Genomic DNA, 18,594 nt, shown 5'->3' with positions numbered 1-18,594 from the left:
GTCTTTTGTCCGCTCCCATAACCCGGTAACATGCAGGCTCTTTTTCGACCAGTTCAGGACATACCATGAGCATCAAAGCCGACCGTTGGATTCGCAGAATGTCCCAGGAGCACGGGATGATCGAGCCCTTTGTGGAGCGCCAGGTGCGCGGCGCAGAAGGCGATCGGGTGATTTCCTATGGGGTGTCCAGCTACGGCTACGATGTGCGTTGCGCCGATGAGTTCAAGGTGTTCACCAATATCCACTCGGCCACCGTTGATCCCAAGCACTTCGACGAGAAGAGCTTTGTCGATGTGAAAGGCGATGTGTGCATCATCCCGCCTAACTCCTTTGCGCTGGCGCGTACTGTTGAGTACTTCCGCATTCCGCGCGACGTGCTGACCATCTGCTTGGGCAAGAGCACCTACGCACGCTGTGGCATCATCGTTAACGTCACGCCCTTGGAGCCAGAATGGGAAGGGCACGTTACCCTGGAGTTCTCCAATACCACTACCTTGCCGGCCAAGATTTACGCCAACGAGGGTGTGGCGCAGATGCTGTTTTTCGAATCTGACGAGTCCTGTGAAGTGTCTTACCGTGACCGTGGCGGCAAGTACCAGGGCCAGCGCGGCGTGACGCTGCCGCGAGCCTGAGGCGAGTAGATTAAAAACCGGCGCTCTAGGCGCCGGTTTTTTTTGCCTGGGCAGCATATGTTGCAGCGCTGAACACAAAAAAAACCGGCCTGCGAGACTTGCCGTGGAACAAGGCGCGCGCGACCGGTGCAATGCTACTGCTTCAGCTGATGACGCCCCCGGATGAGTGAGGGCGTCAAGTAGTGCTCTTACAGTGACTTGGAGACGGAGAAGGTGAAGTTCGCGTCGCAAGAATCGCTGTCTGAATAGGCGCAGTCGTCACCCAGATCGGTATCGCTGTACATCAGTGCCATATCCAGGCCCAGGATGGTTTTGCCGATGCTGACAGCCCAGTCGCCGTACTCTTCGTCACCATCAACACCGTTCAGCGGGTCCTTGGTGTCGGTCAGGCCGTAGTGCAGACCCAAACCCATGTCCCAAGGCAGGTCGAAACCATAGTCGATGTAGGTGTAGAGCGCGCTGGATGGGTCATATGCGTATTTGGCACCCAGAGTGAAGCCGTACAGGCTCAGGCTGGCCAGGGCTTCTTCAACGTCGATAGAGCTGTTCTTCGGGTAAGTGTAAGTGGCCCAGGACAGGTCGTAAGTGATGTCGTCTGTGATGGCGCCGCCGTAACCTGCGTAGTAGTCGATTTCCACGCTGGCGCCGCCAAAGTCGTCGGCATCCACGTTGGACGCCCAGGCACCAATGTACAGGCCGCTCTCATGGGCAAAGTCCAGGCTGCCTTGAATGGCACCTGCGCCGTCAGTCTGTGACTGGCCGCGCCAGATGTAGTCGGTGGCGAGGGTTACAGTCATGCTCGCGTCGACTTCCCCAATCGCTGTGTCAAATGCTTCAGCGTGCGCCATATTGGCAAAGGACAGTGTGCTGGCGGTAGCAATGGCAACTGCAAGTTTCTTCATCATCGCGTGTTTCCCCAAAATGTTTTGATTAAATGCGTTGGCATTGCTCTCATAGCATTTTGCTTGCCAGTTTTTTTAATTCCTTTATTTTCATTCACTTATGTCATTTTTGTGACAATGTGAAGCGGGGCAGGCCCGGCGCTACGCCGCACAGGTGCACTGTGTGGGTGCGCAAACTTAAAGCAATGGCGCAAAGGGTGGCAGGACGATGGCACTCGGGTGGTCGTTTCGGTGCGAAGGGTTAAAAACCTAATTCAGCCGCTGGGCATGGCCTGTTTGACGCAAGCGGACGGAGCGCTGACCAAGGCTATCAGCCGCTTGTGGCGTTGGTAGCGGACGAGCCTGCCTTGCAGGTTTTCGGGGAGTTCAAGGGTTTCCAGGTAGCCGGCCTGTTCGTAGAACGTGCGCAGTTCAGGTGCACAGAACAGCCATATGGGCCCCGAGTAGATTGCTCTAATGTGCTTGAGTAGAGCAGCAGCCTGGCCCTGGTGACGGTGTTGGGGGGCAACCAGCAGGCTGGTTAGCCAATGACCGTGGGCGGTTGGCTGCAGGCAGAGCGCACTGACGATGAGGTGATCCTGTTTGCCAACCCATACCTGATGCTGGCTGCTGAGTTTGGTGCCGCGCTGGTGTTGCCGGTAAAAACGCTGGGCCAGCGGATAGAGCAAAGGCGTTAGCTGTTGAATATCGGCAGACATGGGGGGCTAGCTTCAGCGGAATACGGTGCAAATGGCGGTTATTATGCCATAGCTGCTCACTCTTAGCGCTGAGGCGGCCCTGACTAAATGCGACGTCGCTTGCTCATCCACATAGTGCCAACAAACAAAAGCAGGCAGATGCCAAAAAACATCTTACCCAGGGTTGCGGCTGTTGCGCCGAAGCCACCGAAGGTGAATACGGCCGCAGCGACGGTCATAACAAAAAACACAATGGCCCAGTTAAGCAAGGGATACCTCCGGAAATACGCGGTGTTGCTGGACTGCCCGCCCATACATTCGATAGCGCCTGGCAGGGTCGCTTCCTTTATATGGAAATAAATGGCCGGCTTTTGTTCCATGTTCATCTGGTGTTTGTCCTTAGCGATGTTGCGTGATCAGGTTATGGGTTCACAGGCGCAGAGTAGGTCCGCGGTCGACGACCGAATCGGTTGACGCCCAACGCGGCTCGGCGAATTGCGGGGCGTTGTGGCCAACTTTCAGGTTGCTGGCGTCCAGCGCACGCACACCGGGTGTGTTACGAGCAGTGGCGATGGCAACGCGCTTGTCGTTGAGGTCTACAACCGTGCCGCTTAGCGTGACAAAACCGTCATTAGCAGCCACGCTGATGTAGATGCCGTCCGTGTTACCATCCCACTTCAACCGCGACTCTAGGGTGGCGGTCAGGATGCGGTCATCATCCATTGGCTGCCCTTGATCCTGGCGCTGTTCGGTGGGCATCGGTTTGCTGGTGCCGTCAGCGGCCTGAGCTGCGAGCGGCAGTAACGCGGTACAACTGATCGAGAGTGCAAGCAGAGCAGTGCGATTGATGCTGCGCATGATGTCAATCTCCGTTCAATCCATGTCCGTATCGGGCCGGTCATCCAGCCCAAACCTAGTCAGTGATAGATAGAGCAACTGCTGTGCCAGTTATTTAATATGATTAAAATATAATAAAATCAATAAGTTATGCTGTTTTGATGCGCGCATTAGAGTGCGTTTTGCAAGATTGCACGATTGGCGTCATGCAACTTGCACGATTATTTGCGGACTAACACCTACACCAAGTCTGGAGCAGACGAACAAATGGAAGCAGCACAGAAAACCGGGCGCATTCTGCTGGTAGACGACGAGCCAGCAATCCTCAGAACCTTCCGCTATTGCCTTGAGGATGAGGGATACCAGGTAGCTACAGCCGCCAGCGCCATGCAGGCCGAATCGGTCTTGCAGAGTCAGGTATTCGATTTGTGTTTTCTGGACCTGCGCCTGGGTGAGGACAATGGTCTGGATGTAATGGCGAAAATGCGCGTGATCGCTCCCTGGATGCGCGTAGTCATAGTGACCGCTCACTCTGCGGTGGATACCGCCGTCGATGCGATGCAATCCGGCGCTGCGGATTATCTGGTCAAACCCTGCAGTCCTGATCAGCTGCGCATGGCGGCGATCAAACAGCTGGAAATGCGTGAGATGGCGGCTCGCCTTGAGCAACTCGAAGGTGAAGTTAAGCAGCCGCAAGCACGCGCTGAATCGCAAAGCCCGGAAATGATGGCCGTTCTGGAGACTGCACGGCAGGTGGCAAAGACCGATGCCAACATTCTTATTCTTGGCGAATCGGGTACCGGCAAGGGTGAACTGGCCCGCGTGATTCACGGCTGGAGCCAGCGTGCCAAGAATGGTTTTGTGACCATTAACTGCCCGTCGCTGACGGCGGAGCTGATGGAGAGCGAGCTGTTTGGTCACACTAAGGGGGCCTTTACCGGGGCCAGCGAGAATACGCTGGGGCGCGTTAACCAGGCGGATGGTGGGACGCTCTTCCTTGATGAAATAGGTGACTTCCCGTTGACGCTGCAACCCAAACTGCTGCGTTTTATCCAGGATAAGGAATATGAGCGGGTAGGTGACCCTGTCACACGCCGCGCTGATGTGCGCATTCTGGCCGCGACCAACCTCGACCTTGCCGAAATGGTAAAGGAAGGCCGCTTCCGTGAAGATCTGCTCTACCGTCTGAACGTCATTACCCTCACGCTACCGCCCCTGCGCGAGCGTCGGGATGACATCATGACCTTGGCGGAAAGGTTTCTGGCCGGTTTCGTCAAGGATTACGCTCGTCCCGCCACTGGGTTCAGTCCCGAGGCGCGTGAGGCCATGCTGGGGTACCACTGGCCCGGAAATATCCGTGAGCTGCGCAACGTGATCGAGCGTGCCAGCATTATCTGTGGCGAAGAGCTGGTGCAGGTAAGCCACTTGGGTTTGTCCCCGACGGAAGCCAACAACGCGCCTCGCGTGGGGGCTGAGCTAAGTCTGGAAGCGCTGGAGAAAGCACACATCGCGGCAGTATTGTCGTCCAGTTCTACCCTGGAGCACGCCGCCAAGACCCTGGGTATTGACGCCTCCACGCTGTATCGCAAGCGCAAGCAGCTCGGCTTATGAAACTACGCACGCAACTGTTTCTCAGCAGCAGCGCGTTGATCACGGTTGCGCTAGTTGGTCTGGTGGTGGGCATGTTTGGGGTGCTGAGCCTCACGCAGTCACAGAAACTGTCGATGACCAGCACTCTGAACATCATCAAGTCGACCTTGGCAATGCGCCAGGAAATCGGTAGTCAGGTCACCATGTTGCTGCAGGAGGATCTGGACCGCGATGCGTTGAAAGCATCCGACGCCAGCTTCAAACATTGGCTGGCGGTGGCCAGAGCACACGCCGTAGATGACGCCGACCGTCAAGCGATGAATGAGCTGGCAGTTACTTACGACGAGTACGACGACATTTTGTTGCGTCCGCTAACGCTGCGCCGTGAATTGCTTTCCAATGATGTGTTCAGCGACAACGTCTCGAGCATGCGCGATCTGCTCAACAGCGTTCAGAAGCGTTATCTGGAAAAGGCCGAGCGCGCCGAAGCCGCAGCGCATCAGCGTGCCTGGCTGATTGCCGGCCTGCTGGGGCTGATCGGGCTGGCGGTGTTATTGCTTGGGTTATTGACCGCCAACAGCATCGCCAGGCGCTTTGCACAGCCAATCGAGGGGTTGGCAAAGGCAGCAGATCAAGTCAGTACCGGCGACTTTAATGTGATGTTGCCGATTTCGCCGGTATTGGAGGTCTCTGCCCTGAGCCGCCGCTTTGGCGCCATGGCCGAGGCGCTGCGCGAATTCAAGACCAGTGATGTTGAGGCCTTGAAGAGCGAGCAGCGGCGCCTGCAAGCCGTGCTCGACAGCATCGATGACGGTTTGCTGATCCTCGACCAGGACGGCGAAGTAGAGCACTTCAACCCGGTCGCACGGCGCCAATTGGATTGGGACGCGCGTGAACTGGGGCAGAGCCTGGGGCTCGCCATGGGGCGCCCTGAACTGGATGATCAGGTGCGTGACGTGCTGGCTGGCAACCCGCACAGCAGCGAGCAGGAGGACCTGGCGGTGGAGGTCGCCGGTGAAACCCGTCTGCTCGACTACAGCCTGACGCCGGTGCTGCGTACTGATACCTGGGTACAGGGCGCGGTGATGGTGCTGCGCGATGTCACCGACCAGCGGGCTTTCGAGCGCGTGCGCCGCGAGTTTGTGCTGCGTGCCTCGCACGAACTACGTACGCCGGTGACCGGTATGCACATGGCGTTCTCTCTGCTGCAGGAGCGGATGAGCTTTGCGGCAGAAAGCCGCGAAGCAGATCTGCTGGCGGTCGTAGACGAAGAAATGCGCAGGTTGGTAGACCTGATCAACGACCTGCTGAACTTCTCGCGTTACCAGAACGGCCTGCAGAAGTTAACCCTGGAGCCCTGCGATCCGGGCGAGCTGGTGCATCAGGCTGCAGCGCGCTTCGCTGAACAGGCAAGGGAGCGAAGTATCAATCTCGCGGTAGAAATTCACGACGAAATGCCGCATGCGCGGCTTGACCGGCTGCAAATCGAAAGGGTGCTGGACAATCTACTGGGTAATGCACTGCGGCATTGCCGCAGTGAGAACGGTGAGGTGCGTCTACAGGCGCGACGCCAAGGCGAGCGGGTTATTCTCAGCGTCGAGGATAACGGGGAGGGCATCCCGTTCAGTCAGCAGGTTCGCGTGTTCGAACCCTTTGTCCAGGTGGGCGGCAAAAAAGGCGGCGCGGGCCTGGGGCTGGCCCTGTGCAAGGAAGTGGTACAGCTGCACGGCGGGCACATCGGTGTGCAGTCAAAACTGGGGCAGGGCGCCCAGTTCTATATGTCGTTGCCGTTGTAATCGCGCTTCAGCGCTTGCCCATCGAGCGCCGCGTGTTGCGCGGCGCCATGCCGATCTTCTTTTCATGCCGGTCACCGCCAGCCCTGCCTTTGCCGGGCATCGCGCCAGCCTGGGCGTGTGCGGTAGCGGCAGCAGCAAACAGTGAAGCCAGCCCCGGCAGGGCTTTGGCGGTCTGGGGTGCAGCCTTTTCAGGCACTGTTATGGCATCGTTGCGGGCTTGGTCGGTCATGGTGTTGCTCGGCTGGGCGTTGAAAAGGTCGGCAAGTATACTGGCTTGCGCTCCTTGACCCTAGCTGCTGGTGGAAAAATAACCGGCGGCGTCCACAACGTATCTGTTACGGCAGGAAGGTATGTCCGCGATTACTCCCATCGACTATCAGGGCTTTGAAACGCTCAGTCTGCGCCAGCTGGATGAGCTCAATGCTGCGCCCAAGGGTAGCAGTTTTCGCGCGTTCAAGCGGGCGCTACCGACCCTGCGTGAAGGGGAGCATTTCTTTCATCTTCCGGCGGATGAGCACAAGGTGTGGATAGAAGCGCTCAAGGTGAGTGGGCAGATTTATGCCACCACGGTACATCTGGTGCTGCTCACGCGCAGCGGTTGTGAGCGCTTGCAGCAGCAGACCGCCAGTCCCGCGTCCTAAAGTCTCCGTCACGCCAGCAAGCCAAGCCAGCCGGAGCCGGCCAGTAACAACCCCATCAACTGATTGAACCGGCGCAATCCGGTGGGCGAGCGCAGCCAGCGTCCAGCCTGCAAACCCAGCCATGCCCACAGCAGCATGCAGGGCACCGCCATGAACAGAAACAGCAGTGCCAGCAGCCAGGCTGGCGCGCCCGCGCTGGTCATGAAGACGCTGACCACGGCCAGAGCAACTGACCACGGCTTGGGGTTGATCAACTGCAGTGACGCTGCGGTCCAGCCGCTGACCGGGCGCTCGCCAATGTGACAGGTCTCTAGCTGTACCGGCGCCTGCGCTATCTGCCATCCCAGGTAGCTGAGCCAGAGCGCGCCGGTATAGCCGAGCAGCTGCGTCAGTTGCGGAATCGCCAGCAGGGTATTGCCCAGTCCGACACCTACCGCCAACACCAGTGCAGCAGAGGCCAGGCAGCCCCCGTATACGATCGGCAGGCTGGCCTGCCAGCCGAATCGTGCGCTATTACTCATCGCCAGCAGGTTGGTAGGGCCGGGGGTGATTGAGGCAACAAAAGCGAACAACAGAAACGGCAGTAAGGGCGTCAACAAGGTAGTTCTCCCGAAAAGTGGTATCGAGAGTCAGTTTGCGCGGTGTATCAGCTGCGGTCTGGAAGGGTCGTGCAGCGCTTGCGGTAGCCTGCCGGCGTCAGCCCGTAGGCACGCCTGAACCAGCGGCCAAGGTGACTCTGATCGGAAAAGCCCAGCGTGACGGCAACCTGCGCGGGCGTCTCCCCGGCCGCCAGGCGTCGCCGCGCCTGGGCGAGCCGCAGCTGAACCAGGTAGGCGTGCGGCGCGAGGCCAAAGGCTGCTTTGAAGGCGCGGGTAAGACGAAACCGATCCACACCAGCGACCGCCGCGAGCTCGTCCAGGCTCACATCCTGCTCCAGATGCGCATGCAGATAATCCCGCGCGCGCTGAGCTACCAGCGGTATGCGCGGGTCTGCCTGGCGGCGCTGGCGCCATTGCATCTGGCTGGAGAGTTGCGTCAGCAGATAATCGGTTGCGGTTTGTCGCACAATTCGCAGTTCCTGCTGGTGCAAGGTCTGGAAGGTGCTGGCAATGGCGAAGATCAGCTCGGGCGAGGGGCCCACGGTCATGCTCATGCTGGGTACGCAATCTTGCGGCGCATCGTCAAATAGTGCGCGCAGCTCACGCTCCAGCCACTGTGGGTCAAGGTACAGCATGGAATAGGTAAAGCCGTCGGGCGTAGGGGCTTCACCATCGTGGATCTCGCCGGGTTCCAGCAGTATGACCTTGCCGGGCACGCTGTCGTAACGCTGACGGCCACAGTGGAAGCGCTGTACGCCCTGTTCGGTAAAGCCAACCAGATAACTATCATGCCAATGCGGATCATAGGCATGTCCTTCGAAATGCGCCCGAATGGTCTCAATGCCGGTGTCGGTATCCTGTTTGAGATCGATCCAGTTGCGTGCGCTCATCTCTTTACTGCGGTCTTTGAAGGGGTAGTCGGATGATAGCGCGTTTGCGTGGCCTGTCTGGAAGATTTGTGCAGCCTAGCGCTCGCTGCTATTCATCCATTTGGCGAGCCTGGGTGGCTGGTAAGCCTGCACTTTGCTCAACAGCGTATCGACCTCGTCTGCGACGATCAGCATGTCGCGGTACGGCTGCTTCATGAAGCCTTCGGCTAATGCGTGGTCAAGAAAGGCGATGAGTTTGTCGTAGTAACCAGCGGCGTTGTACAGCGCACAAGGCTTGTGATGATGGCCAAGCTGACCCCAGGTCCAAACCTCGAATAGCTCTTCGAAAGTGCCGACCCCGCCGGGCAGGGCGATAAAGCCGTTCGCCAAGTCGGCCATTGTGGCCTTGCGTTCGTGCATGGAGGCAACTTCGATCAGCTGCGTCAGCCCTTCATGAGCCAGCTCGCGCTCCACCAGGTGACGGGGAATCACGCCAATCACCTCACCACCGGCTGCCAGTGCAGCGTCGGCCACTGCACCCATCAGTCCGACCTGTGCGCCGCCGTAAACCAGGCCAATGTTTGCCTTGGCAAGGGCCGTGCCCAGTGCTAAGGCCGCTTGCAGATATTCGGGTTGGTTGCCGGCGCTTGAGCCGCAGAAAACGCAAATTCGCACAGGAGCTCCTTGGGGTATGTGGTTAGGGCAAAGGGTGGCAACGGCGGACAGTAGCTGAAAAATGCGGCTCTCGCCAGGGTTACTGGAGAGCTAGAAATACACGCCGTACTGTTCGAAAGGGTCTTGGCTAACCGTTCCATCGTCGCGTTGTTGAGCACTGAAGGGCGTATTCCGAGCGGCCAGGCCGACCTTGATGACGCACCGACGATACCGCATGCAGTTCGCGCCATGCAGCGGCCGGTTTCGTGTTAGCTTTTGCGCTGACTCACTGTGGAGCTTTGTCGTGTACCTGCCTAATCATTTTGCCGAAAGCCGCCCAGAACAAACGCACGCGCTGATTGAGGCTAACCCACTGGGCGCACTGATTACCCACGGTGCTGATGGGTTGGACGCCAACCATATTCCTTTTGAGCTGGTGGCCGGGCAGGGCGCGCAGGGAACCCTGCAGGGGCATGTAGCCCGCGCCAATCCCTTGTTGCAGCAGCTCACCGAGGGTATGCCGGTACTCGTTATCTTTCAGGGCGAGCAGGGTTACATTTCACCCAACTGGTATCCGAGCAAACATGAGGAGCACCGCCAGGTGCCAACCTGGAATTATCAAGTGGTGCACGCGCACGGGCGGCTTCGGCTGCGCGATGATGAGCGTTTTGTACGCGGCTTGGTGGCGCGCTTGACCCGCACCCACGAGACCCGCAGTGAGCAGCCGCGGCCTTGGAAGATGACCGACTCCAGCGCCGACTACATCAGCCAGATGCTGGCCGCCATCGTGGGCATCGAGATCGAAATCGAACGCCTGGTAGGCAAGTTCAAGTTGAGCCAGAACAAGGCGGCGACCGATATCGCCGGTGCGGCTGCGGGGCTGGAGGCGCGAGGGCAGGCTGGCCTGGCCAGATCAATGCGGGCGACCGGCGACGACGCCTGAGTTGTCCGCCCGGCTGCATTTTAGATCAGTGATTTGAAGAGCAGCACCGCTCTGGTGCGGTACTTTGCGCGTACCCCGTGGTAATGGGGGTGGCAAGATAGTGGCACCCTTCTTGCTGTGTTCTTGAAACGAGTCTGTCCAATTAGTCAGGTTTTACTTCAAGGCGCGAAACTATGCTCTCCCTGCTTCGAAACATCTCGATGCGCGGCAAATTGTTGCTGCTCATCCTCCCCGCATTGCTGGGTACGCTGTATTTCTCTATCACCACCGTCAGTGCGCGCTATACCAATCTGGAAGCGACCGAGGCCGCGCGCGATCTATTCAATCTGGTGTTGGTGGCCGATCCCCTGGTCGAGAACCTGCAGAAGGAGCGCGGCCTCACGGCGCTGTTGATTGCCTCCGGTGGTGCCGATGGCCGTGTGATCGAGCGGTTGGAGGCGCAGCGCGAGCAGACCGATGCCAGCCTGGTGGCTTTCAGCAATGAACTGGAAAGCCTGGAGGGTGCCGTGCGGGTGGTGATTGCACCGCAACTGGCGCGCGCCAGCGCCGCCCTAGGCGAGCTGGCCTCACTGCGCGACCGGGTAATGACCGAAGACCTAGAGGCCGCGACCGTCAGCGCCGCTTTTACCCAGGCAGCGGCCCAACTGATCGCATTGAGTCCGGAGATTCTGCACCAGTCTGAAGAGCCGCAGTTAACTCGACTGATGGGCGCCTTCTATGCGCTGACCGAAGCGACGGAATGGGCTGCGCAGGAGATGGCCAGTGGCGCCGCGGTGCTCAGCGAGGGCACTGTGTCGTTGGCGTTGGCTGCCGAGGTCAGCGGCGCCGGGGCACGCAAACAGGCGCTGCTGGATGCCGCAGCCAGCCTGCTGGGCGACACCATGCAGGCTCAGGTGCAGAGTCTGCGTGAGCAGCCTGAAAGCCTCGCTTTCATAGCGTTGCGCAACAAGTTGATTGGATCGGACTACGGCTTTCTGGGTATGGCCAACATGGAGTGGTTCGACAGCGCGACCAATGCCATCGACGGCGTGTATCTGTTAAAGAAAAAGGTCGCTGCCGAAATGGCAGCGCGCACCGATTATGTGCTCAGCCAGGCGCATAGCGAACTGCGGCAGGCGGCAATCATCGGGACTCTGGTGGTGGTGGCCGTGTTGCTGCTGGCGCTGATGATTATCATGGGTGTGACCGGGCAGGTGAACCAGTTGTTGGGTGACTTCCGGCACATCATGGAAAAGAAAGACCTGTCGATTCGTACCCGGGTCTGTTCGCGGGATGAAATGGGCATGATCGGTAGCGCGCTCAATGGTCTGATTGACACCTTCTCCGGCGCGCTCAGCCAGATTGATCAGACCAGCGTACGGCTGGCCTCGGCGTCTGAGCAGACTCGCGCCACGGCCAGTCAGAACTCCGATCAGGTCGGCCAGCAGCAATTGCTGGTGGAGCAGGTGGCCGCCGCTGCGGAAGAGATGTCGAGTACCTCGGAAGAAATATCGCGCAATACCCAGCAGGTCGCCAACGCGGCAGCGGACGCCTCTGGCAAGAACCAGGCAGGGCGCGCCGTGGTGGAGCAGAGCGTCGAGCGCATTCGTCACCTGGCCAGCGCCATTGAGCAGGTTAACGGCCAGATGGAGCGCCTGCAGCACAGCAGCGAGTCGATCACCCGGGTGATCGACGTGATCAAAGCGGTGGCCGACCAAACCAACCTGCTGGCGCTGAACGCGGCAATTGAGGCTGCGAGAGCCGGCGAGCACGGACGCGGCTTTGCCGTGGTTGCAGATGAGGTGCGCAATCTGGCGCGCCAGACCCATGACTCCACGGTAGAGATCGAAAGCATGATAGGCGGCTTCCGCGATATCGCCGACGCGGTCAAGGCGTCGGTCAGTCAAAGCCACCGCTTGGCGACAACCAGCGCCGACGAAGCAGAAAAGCTCGAAGGCACCCTGGCCGACATTCTGCAGGATGTAGACCGAATTTCCGGTATGGCTAGCCAGATTGCAGCGGCGGCAGAGGAGCAGGTAGCGGTCACGCGGGACATTTCGCGCAGCATGTCGTCGGTAAGGGAAACCTCACTGCAAACCCTGAGTGGCTCGAATGAAATCTCCCAGGTCACGGTCAGTCAGGCTGAGCTGGCCAGCGAGCTGCAGGCGTTGGCACAGGGGTTCCGTGTGCAAGCAGTCAGCGCGTGAAACAGGATTTCTTGGTTATTTCTTATTTAAGTATCAAAAAAACACAAAAATCTATTTTGCATCATTCGCAGCCGCGGCCAATACTTGAGTAATCACCGGCGTGTGTCTTGGAGGGCGTATGAGTCGATTCAAGTCGTTCGATGGCGTGGCAATCTACTATCAGCGTTGGGGGCGCCTGTCTGACCAGCCTCCTGTGGTGCTGCATCACGGGTATGTGGCTAACGCCCGCGTGAACTGGGTGATCCCCGGTATCGTGCGGCGTCTCACGCTGGCTGGGCGTTGTGTCATCGCGCTGGATGCGCGCGGCCATGGTCGTTCGGATAAACCGCATGACCCTGCCGCCTACGGCGAAGCGCGGATGGCGAAAGACCTCAGCTGGCTGCTGAATGAACTGGGTCTGGAAGAGGTCGACCTGGTTGGCTATTCGATGGGCGCCACAGTCGCCTTGCTCGCCGCGACCGAGGAGCCGCGCATTCGGCGGCTGGTCGCAGGGGGAGTTGGCGGCAATCTTCTGCACCTGAACAGCCATTACCAGGTGGAAGGCAGAAAGGCCCTGTCGCGTGCCATGCTCGCCAGCCGCTGGAGCATTCGCAATACCACTCTGGCCGGGTTTCGGTTGCTGGCTGATATGGTCTGGGCCGACCGCAAGGCCATGGCCGCACAAGCGCTGTCTTTTCATTCGAGCCGCATACCGCTGGAGAAGATCACCGCTCCCACACTGATCATCGCCGGTGATAAAGACCCCTTTGCCACCCAGCCACGCAAACTGCAGAAAGCCATTCGCGGCGCGCAGCTCAAGATCGTGCCGGGAGATCATTCCAGTGTGCTGATTCGGCCTGGTTTTCAGCGTGCGATTGTCGAGTTTCTTAACGCCTGAGCTGTGGCCTGCTGAATAACGCCAGTGCTTGAGTAGGGGCAACGTGCGGGCAACAAAAAAGGCGCCTAGCGCCTTTTTTGATCACGGCGCGGTTTACTCCGCGTCAGTGGCGTACATGTCCTTCATGAAGTAGGCAAATGCGGTGTTGAAAGCGGTTTCCTGGTAGCCCTTCAGGCCGGTTTCGGCGAAGGGGATATGTACCGGATTGCGTTTGAGCGATTCCTTGATGTCGGTAGTCGACATGATCTCGACTTCTAGCTCATTGATCAGCTCAATGGCCGCTTCCAGCTTGAAACCCACTGCACCGCCGGCAAACTTGCCTTTCATCGGCCGCTGGCGGATGACCACTTTTTCAACCTGATAGTCCTGCATCAGTTTGGCGAAGGTCTGCTGGAAGTAACGCAGCTCGCGCGTGCTGTTGATGTCGGTCAGGGTCAGCCGCCGCGAGCGGCAGTCCGGCAACTGAAAAACATCGTCCGTCAGGGACAACAAACACAGGTTCACATCGTTACTGTTGATTTCAACGCCACACACTTTCATAAAAATACCCAACCTGGCTAGATCGGCGCAGTGTAGCGCAAAAGCCTGTGGTTAACCTCCGGTGCGCTGCCATGCGGTTAAGGAAAAATATGCCGACACGCATTCTCTGCTTTACGCCACAACGCCAATGGCATTACATTTTTGCAATTGCAATAAGCCAGTTTGCAGGAGCCCAAGGATGGCATCTAGACGTACTGCAGCGGTAACCTCGATAGTGTCTTTCCCCGGCCAGCGACGCGCTGTTGCTCAGCCATGTTCCACCAACACGGGTTATTCCCCCGCCCCGAGCAGTAAGCCTACTCATGGCCATCCACCGCTCAGCCAGCAATGGCAGGGTTCTGGGGCTCACACCGCGCCCGTGTTGTTCTTTATCGCAAATCGCCCCTTACCCACTGAGCACTCAAGGGATAACGCCTTGGTCGAAACGCGCGTTGCCCCAACCTTTATGCCGCCTTGCGGAGAAAGATGCTTTCGCATGGGCTCGGCGCCTTGGCTCCAAAACCTGATTTCCCTGAAAAGCTGGCGACGTCAGTAGCAACGCACCCGGGTGCCTTCAAAGCGAGCCGGTTCAAGTGTCAGGTTGTATGCGCTTTCGAGTTGCTTACGTGAGCGAGTGGTTGGTGGTAGTGATAACTGCAGTGGTTTCAATAACTAAAAACAAAAATGAATAAGGGGTCTTTAGTGAAAGCATTGATTACTGTTCTTTTGGTGGCTATCTCACTGTTGAGTGTGGGATGTTCCTCAGTCAAAACGAAGGTGCTTGCCCCTGATACGGCGACTGCTTTCAGTGGTAAAAATCTTGTGCTGTCAAAGTACAACGAGCTGCCGGATTTTCCGGCGCAGACAGCGGTTAACGTTCAGTTTGGCGTGGTTGGAGTGCTTACGGCTATTTCAAATGGCAATGCCATTATCCGCAGAAACAACATTCAGGATCCTGCGCTGGGCATTTCCCGTCAGTTGGCGCAGGGCATGCAGGGCAGCCATGGGTTTAACGTGACAGAAGCCGCCGACTTTGTAGCGGTCAAATCAGACGTGCCCGAGCTGGTTTCCCGTTACCGGGATTATGACTATGTGCTCGATGTCAAAACCCTGGGGTGGAGCTCCATCTACTTTCCGACCGACTGGGATAATTATCGCGTTATATACACGGCGCATGCGCGCTTGATAAGTGTGGATAGCGGACAAGTCGTTGCCGAACAGCTTTGCAGCCACGTGCCTGATTATGCCGACACCAACCAAGCGCCGTCTTATGTACAGCTGGAAAATGGCAGGGGGTTAAAAGCGACATTGAACAAGTCGATCGAGTATTGCGTCGATCACATCCGCGCCACTGCACAGCTTTATAACGAAGGGCAAACTGAAAATGTCGCGGTAGCCGAGTGAGCTTTCGCACTGCGGTTTGATAAGGTTGCGGCCTCAGCTGTTGCCCAATGCAGAGGGTGACAGCGAGTGCGTATCTTGAGGCCCGCCCCGCGGTCAGATCGCAGCCAACGTTAACTTGGCAGTTATGCTCGGTTATCCTCCGACAGCGGCTAGGCTCGTTCCGCGCGAATAAAAACGACAAGAGGTGCTCAAGGGAATGACGAACGAAGAATTTGACGCACTGGTCGCTCGCCTCGAGTTGCAGGCACAGCGACATCCGGCTTGGTACAAGTCTCGTGTCTTGCTCATGGCGCTGCTGGGCTATGGCTATATCACGGTGATGCTGATTGGCCTGGTGATGGCCACTTTGCTATCTGTGCTGTTTCTCAAGGTGCTTGGACTCAAACTGGCCATTCCATTGCTGGTGCTAATCTGGGCGGTACTCAAGGCACTCTGGGTACGCCTGGATGCGCCGCAGGGCCGTCGGGTTACCCAGCGCGAAGCGCCGGCGCTATTCGAGATGATCAATGGCTTGCGCAAGCGGCTGAAGGCGCCGCGTTTTCATCGGGTCCTGATTACTGATGACTTCAATGCCTGCGTAGTGCAAACCCCGCGCTTGGGCGTCTTTGGCTGGTATCGCAACTACCTGGTAATAGGTCTGCCGTTGATGAAGTCACTCAGCGTAGAGCAGTTTCGAGCGGTGCTAGCGCATGAGTTTGGTCACCTCGCGGGCGGCCACGGACGGATTTCTAACTGGATATACCGCTTGCGGCTCAGCTGGCATCGGCTGATGGATTCGCTGACGGCTGGCGGGCACTTTGGCACCTTCCTGTTCCGCCGTTTCTTCAAGTGGTATGTGCCTTACTTCACGGCGTTTTCCTTCCCGCTGGCGCGTGCCAACGAGTATGAGGCCGATGCCGCAGCGGCAAGAGTGACCTCGCCGGGTGCGATGGCGCAGGCGCTCACGGCGGTCAACGTGGTTGGCAGCTACCTGGACGAACGTTATTGGAGCGATATCCACCGCAGCGCCGTGGACCTGCCGCGTCCCGCCTTTGCGCCTTTCGAGCGGCTGTCAGAGCGGCTTTCATCGGATATCGAACCGGCGTCCACGCAGCTTTGGCTGGAGCATGCTCTGGAGCGCAAAACCACATCGGCCGACACCCACCCATCCTTGTCTGACCGCCTGCAGGCCCTGCAACAGACCCCGCACCTGGTGTTGCCGGCGCGTGAGGAGCGTGCTGATCTGCTGCTCGGCCCGGCATTGCAGAGCATTACCCAGGAATTGGATGGCCTGTGGGAACAGGCCATTCTGCCGGCCTGGCAACAACGCTATGAAACCGCTACTCAGGGCCGGAAACGCCTGCAGGAATTGGATGTTTGTATAACGGAAGGAGCCGCCTTGAATGCGTCTGAGGCCTACGAGCGGGCCTGCTTGACCGAAGAGTTTGGCAGCGGTGTGGAGGACGCACTCGAGCAGTTCCGTCAATTGCAGCAGCAGGAGCCGGATAACCCGGTTGCCTGCTTTGCGCTGGGGTCGCGTTTGCTGGGTCGCGATGACGAGGCTGGCCTGGATCTGGTGCAGCGAGCAATAGCGCTCGATGACGACGCAATGCTGCCCGGTTACGAGTTGCTGCGCGACTTCTGTTGGCGGCATGGGCAGGAGGCTGCCGCCCACGCCTGGCACGACAAGCTGATGCAGCGTGCTGAACTGCTTCAGCGCGCGCGTGCTGAGCGTGAGCATCTCAGCCTGAAGGACAAGTTTGATTGTCATGGGCTACCCGAAGAGGTCATTGCCGAGGTGCGTGCCTGCCTGAAATCCATTCGCGGGTTACGCAAGGTCTATCTGCTACGCAAGCGCCTGAACCTCTTTCCGGAGCAGCCGCTTTACGTAGTGGGTTTTTCCTGCACGCCCTGGTGGGGCATTTACCGGCGCAAGCGCGAGGCCGGCATTGGTCAGCGTATTGTCGATGAGTTGAACCTGCCGGGGGAGATTTTCTGCCTCAGCGTTGATGGCGATAACTACCGATTTGGCCGCAAGTTCAGATGGAAGCGCGGTACCCGAATACGCTGACCTGGCGGCCGAGTGGCGGGGCGCATGACCACTTGCCACGAGGCGGACAGCGCAGGTTGCCTAGGCGGGTCATGGCGGTCGGTTCGGGCAAGAGTGGTAGACCAGTGACGAGTCGCGGCGAGCCCCTCACAACGCAAGCGACGTGCGCCGGGCGGTGCGCAAAGCAAGTGTGAGCGCGTATCGAATGCTTTACGCCGCAGTGCGATGCGGTTAATTTCAGTTCACGGCAATACGCCAGTTGCAGGAGCCCAAGGATGGCGCGTAGACGTACTTCAACACTCGATGACCTGGTAACCGTATTGTCCCGCTTGCCTTGGTGGGCAAGTGTTCTGATTGGCCTTGTGAGCTGGCTGATACTGCATCCCGTGGCCACAACGCCCTATGTGCCGCCCGCTGGGCTCAAACCCGGCGACATGTCCGGCGTTTTGCTCGGGCAGCTCTGGCGCACCTTCGCCATGTTTGGCCAATACCTCATACCCGCTGTTTGCCTGTTCGGCGCCATTGGTTCTATCGCCGGCCGCCACAAACGCAAGCAACTGCTGCAGAACGTCAAAACCGCCACCCAACCCGGCAAAACCATCGACGGCCTCAGCTGGCAACAGTTTGAACTCCTGATCGGCGAAGCCTTTCGCCGCCAGGGTTTCAGCGTCTCGGAAACCGGCGGCAACGGCCCCGACGGTGGCATTGACCTCATCCTTCGCAAGAACAACGAAAAGTACCTGGTGCAATGCAAACACTGGCGTTCACTCAAGGTTGGCGTGCCGGTCATTCGCGAGTTTTTCGGCGCGATGGCGGTAGAGGGCGCGGCGGGTGGTTTTGTGGTGACTGCCGGGCAATACACCGCCGAGGCCAAAGGCTTCGCCGAAGGTCGCAACATCCAGCTTATCGACGGCGTAAAACTCAAACGCCTGCTAGCGCAGCGCAACCCCACAACACCCGTATCTGAACCCAACACCACAGCGCAAATGCCGCCCCAGGCAGTGGTTAAGCCGCAAACAGCCGACCCGCTTTGCCCAGCCTGCAACAGCAGCATGATCAAACGCACCGCGCGCAAGGGAAGCAACGCCGGCAAGGAGTTCTGGGGATGCAGCACCTATCCAAAATGCCGGGGAATCGTCAATGCGTGAGCTGTGCACAGACCACGATGGTATGCAGAACCACATGCCATACAGTGTTATTGAAATCATGAAATGCGGAACTCAAGATAATACGTACATTGCGGGAGGGGAGTTGGGGATGGGGCTGTTTTTAAAGGCTTTTTTAATAGGGCGACTTGGCTTGTGAGCGGTGATATACAGAAGTCACTGATATGCAATCATAAAGCCGTCGGTTCATTTAACTGTTATGAGTACTTCAGAACATGAGTAAGGTGCAGGAATTCAAGAATGGCGTGGAGTCTTGTCTAGAAGCCTTGGATA

19 protein-coding genes are annotated in these 18,594 nt (G+C 58.3%); 10 read left to right on the top strand and 9 right to left on the bottom strand.

The window, feature by feature from the left end; genetic code table 11:
- The first annotated feature begins 65 nt into the window (after positions 1 to 65).
- A complete protein-coding gene (gene dcd / locus V7747_RS12330; RefSeq protein WP_092283059.1) occupies positions 66 to 632 on the top strand; it encodes a dCTP deaminase in 567 nt (188 codons plus the stop codon).
- 188 nt (positions 633 to 820) lie between these two features.
- Here the strand turns inward: dcd and V7747_RS12325 are convergent, their stop codons facing one another.
- The 4 genes from V7747_RS12325 to V7747_RS12310 all read right to left on the bottom strand — a co-directional run bounded on the left by V7747_RS12325 (position 821) and on the right by V7747_RS12310 (position 3,069).
- Positions 821 to 1,537 (bottom strand): TorF family putative porin, encoded by a 717-nt coding sequence (locus tag V7747_RS12325; RefSeq protein ID WP_335616328.1) that lies wholly within the window; start codon positions 1,535 to 1,537, stop codon positions 821 to 823.
- Between the two features lie 251 nt (positions 1,538 to 1,788).
- Positions 1,789 to 2,232, bottom strand: a complete 444-nt coding sequence (locus tag V7747_RS12320) for a GNAT family N-acetyltransferase (RefSeq protein ID WP_335616327.1) — start codon at positions 2,230 to 2,232, stop codon at positions 1,789 to 1,791.
- Between the two features lie 83 nt (positions 2,233 to 2,315).
- Positions 2,316 to 2,597 (bottom strand): DUF1328 domain-containing protein, encoded by a 282-nt coding sequence (locus V7747_RS12315; RefSeq protein ID WP_335616326.1) that lies wholly within the window; start codon positions 2,595 to 2,597, stop codon positions 2,316 to 2,318.
- A gap of 43 nt (positions 2,598 to 2,640) precedes the next feature.
- The gene (locus V7747_RS12310; protein WP_335616325.1) at positions 2,641 to 3,069 is read right to left on the bottom strand and encodes a BON domain-containing protein; all 429 of its coding nucleotides are present in this window, start codon (positions 3,067 to 3,069) and stop codon (positions 2,641 to 2,643) included.
- 246 nt (positions 3,070 to 3,315) lie between these two features.
- Here V7747_RS12310 and algB point away from each other — a divergent pair, with 246 nt between their 5' ends.
- Together algB and V7747_RS12300 are read left to right on the top strand one after the other, a co-directional pair.
- Positions 3,316 to 4,659, top strand: coding sequence for a sigma-54-dependent response regulator transcription factor AlgB (algB, locus tag V7747_RS12305; protein ID WP_335616324.1), 1,344 nt, complete (start codon positions 3,316 to 3,318; stop codon positions 4,657 to 4,659).
- Positions 4,656 to 6,434 (top strand): ATP-binding protein, encoded by a 1,779-nt coding sequence (locus V7747_RS12300; protein ID WP_335616323.1) that lies wholly within the window; start codon positions 4,656 to 4,658, stop codon positions 6,432 to 6,434. Before algB ends, V7747_RS12300 begins: the two co-directional genes overlap by 4 nt.
- Positions 6,435 to 6,441: 7 nt before the next feature.
- Here the strand turns inward: V7747_RS12300 and V7747_RS12295 are convergent, their stop codons facing one another.
- Positions 6,442 to 6,663, bottom strand: coding sequence for a hypothetical protein (locus tag V7747_RS12295; protein WP_335616322.1), 222 nt, complete (start codon positions 6,661 to 6,663; stop codon positions 6,442 to 6,444).
- A 121-nt stretch (positions 6,664 to 6,784) separates the two neighbouring features.
- On the opposite strand from V7747_RS12295, the gene V7747_RS12290 reads away from it, so the two are divergent.
- A complete protein-coding gene (locus V7747_RS12290; RefSeq protein WP_335616321.1) occupies positions 6,785 to 7,075 on the top strand; it encodes a hypothetical protein in 291 nt (96 codons plus the stop codon).
- A gap of 8 nt (positions 7,076 to 7,083) precedes the next feature.
- Here the strand turns inward: V7747_RS12290 and V7747_RS12285 are convergent, their stop codons facing one another.
- From V7747_RS12285 to V7747_RS12275, 3 genes are all read right to left on the bottom strand, one after another.
- Positions 7,084 to 7,674, bottom strand: a complete 591-nt coding sequence (locus V7747_RS12285) for a LysE family translocator (RefSeq protein ID WP_335616320.1) — start codon at positions 7,672 to 7,674, stop codon at positions 7,084 to 7,086.
- Between the two features lie 47 nt (positions 7,675 to 7,721).
- Entirely contained in the window at positions 7,722 to 8,564 is an 843-nt protein-coding gene (locus tag V7747_RS12280) for an AraC family transcriptional regulator (RefSeq protein ID WP_335616319.1), read from the bottom strand.
- 75 nt (positions 8,565 to 8,639) lie between these two features.
- Positions 8,640 to 9,218, bottom strand: a complete 579-nt coding sequence (locus V7747_RS12275) for a TIGR00730 family Rossman fold protein (RefSeq protein WP_335616318.1) — start codon at positions 9,216 to 9,218, stop codon at positions 8,640 to 8,642.
- A gap of 283 nt (positions 9,219 to 9,501) precedes the next feature.
- Here V7747_RS12275 and V7747_RS12270 point away from each other — a divergent pair, with 283 nt between their 5' ends.
- The 3 genes from V7747_RS12270 (at position 9,502) to V7747_RS12260 (ending at position 13,203) form a co-directional block, all read left to right on the top strand.
- Positions 9,502 to 10,140 carry an FMN-binding negative transcriptional regulator gene (locus V7747_RS12270; RefSeq protein WP_335616317.1) on the top strand — a complete coding sequence of 213 codons (639 nt, stop codon included), beginning with the start codon at positions 9,502 to 9,504 and terminating at the stop codon, positions 10,138 to 10,140.
- A gap of 173 nt (positions 10,141 to 10,313) precedes the next feature.
- Positions 10,314 to 12,326, top strand: coding sequence for a methyl-accepting chemotaxis protein (locus tag V7747_RS12265; RefSeq protein WP_335616316.1), 2,013 nt, complete (start codon positions 10,314 to 10,316; stop codon positions 12,324 to 12,326).
- Positions 12,327 to 12,444: 118 nt separating this feature from the next.
- The gene (locus V7747_RS12260; protein WP_335616315.1) at positions 12,445 to 13,203 is read left to right on the top strand and encodes an alpha/beta fold hydrolase; all 759 of its coding nucleotides are present in this window, start codon (positions 12,445 to 12,447) and stop codon (positions 13,201 to 13,203) included.
- Between the two features lie 93 nt (positions 13,204 to 13,296).
- On the opposite strand, the gene V7747_RS12255 is transcribed toward V7747_RS12260, so the two are convergent.
- Positions 13,297 to 13,743 carry a DUF3010 family protein gene (locus tag V7747_RS12255; RefSeq protein ID WP_335616314.1) on the bottom strand — a complete coding sequence of 149 codons (447 nt, stop codon included), beginning with the start codon at positions 13,741 to 13,743 and terminating at the stop codon, positions 13,297 to 13,299.
- A gap of 681 nt (positions 13,744 to 14,424) precedes the next feature.
- Between V7747_RS12255 and V7747_RS12250 the strand changes: the two genes are divergently transcribed.
- From V7747_RS12250 to V7747_RS12240, 3 genes are all read left to right on the top strand, one after another.
- The gene (locus V7747_RS12250; RefSeq protein WP_335616313.1) at positions 14,425 to 15,126 is read left to right on the top strand and encodes a hypothetical protein; all 702 of its coding nucleotides are present in this window, start codon (positions 14,425 to 14,427) and stop codon (positions 15,124 to 15,126) included.
- Positions 15,127 to 15,322: 196 nt separating this feature from the next.
- On the top strand, positions 15,323 to 17,176 hold the full coding sequence (locus tag V7747_RS12245) for a M48 family metallopeptidase (protein ID WP_335616312.1): 1,854 nt from the start codon (positions 15,323 to 15,325) through the stop codon (positions 17,174 to 17,176).
- A gap of 254 nt (positions 17,177 to 17,430) precedes the next feature.
- Entirely contained in the window at positions 17,431 to 18,303 is an 873-nt protein-coding gene (locus tag V7747_RS12240; protein WP_335616311.1) for a restriction endonuclease, read from the top strand.
- The last annotated feature ends 291 nt before the right edge of the window (positions 18,304 to 18,594 follow it).

Origin of the sequence: Halopseudomonas sp., assembly GCF_036960865.1 — a bacterium.
GTDB lineage: Bacteria > Pseudomonadota > Gammaproteobacteria > Pseudomonadales > Pseudomonadaceae > Halopseudomonas.
Note: the sequence above shows the minus strand (reverse complement) of the source record. Positions and strands in the feature narration are given on the sequence as shown.

Coding starts and splice junctions, on each gene's coding strand:
- dcd (WP_092283059.1), top strand. CDS start 66: ATGAGCATCAAAGCCGACCGTTGGATTCGCAGAATGTCCCAGGAGCAC.
- V7747_RS12325 (WP_335616328.1), bottom strand. CDS start 1,537: ATGATGAAGAAACTTGCAGTTGCCATTGCTACCGCCAGCACACTGTCC.
- V7747_RS12320 (WP_335616327.1), bottom strand. CDS start 2,232: ATGTCTGCCGATATTCAACAGCTAACGCCTTTGCTCTATCCGCTGGCC.
- V7747_RS12315 (WP_335616326.1), bottom strand. CDS start 2,597: ATGAACATGGAACAAAAGCCGGCCATTTATTTCCATATAAAGGAAGCG.
- V7747_RS12310 (WP_335616325.1), bottom strand. CDS start 3,069: ATGCGCAGCATCAATCGCACTGCTCTGCTTGCACTCTCGATCAGTTGT.
- algB (WP_335616324.1), top strand. CDS start 3,316: ATGGAAGCAGCACAGAAAACCGGGCGCATTCTGCTGGTAGACGACGAG.
- V7747_RS12300 (WP_335616323.1), top strand. CDS start 4,656: ATGAAACTACGCACGCAACTGTTTCTCAGCAGCAGCGCGTTGATCACG.
- V7747_RS12295 (WP_335616322.1), bottom strand. CDS start 6,663: ATGACCGACCAAGCCCGCAACGATGCCATAACAGTGCCTGAAAAGGCT.
- V7747_RS12290 (WP_335616321.1), top strand. CDS start 6,785: ATGTCCGCGATTACTCCCATCGACTATCAGGGCTTTGAAACGCTCAGT.
- V7747_RS12280 (WP_335616319.1), bottom strand. CDS start 8,564: ATGAGCGCACGCAACTGGATCGATCTCAAACAGGATACCGACACCGGC.
- V7747_RS12265 (WP_335616316.1), top strand. CDS start 10,314: ATGCTCTCCCTGCTTCGAAACATCTCGATGCGCGGCAAATTGTTGCTG.
- V7747_RS12260 (WP_335616315.1), top strand. CDS start 12,445: ATGAGTCGATTCAAGTCGTTCGATGGCGTGGCAATCTACTATCAGCGT.
- V7747_RS12255 (WP_335616314.1), bottom strand. CDS start 13,743: ATGAAAGTGTGTGGCGTTGAAATCAACAGTAACGATGTGAACCTGTGT.
- V7747_RS12245 (WP_335616312.1), top strand. CDS start 15,323: ATGACGAACGAAGAATTTGACGCACTGGTCGCTCGCCTCGAGTTGCAG.
- V7747_RS12240 (WP_335616311.1), top strand. CDS start 17,431: ATGGCGCGTAGACGTACTTCAACACTCGATGACCTGGTAACCGTATTG.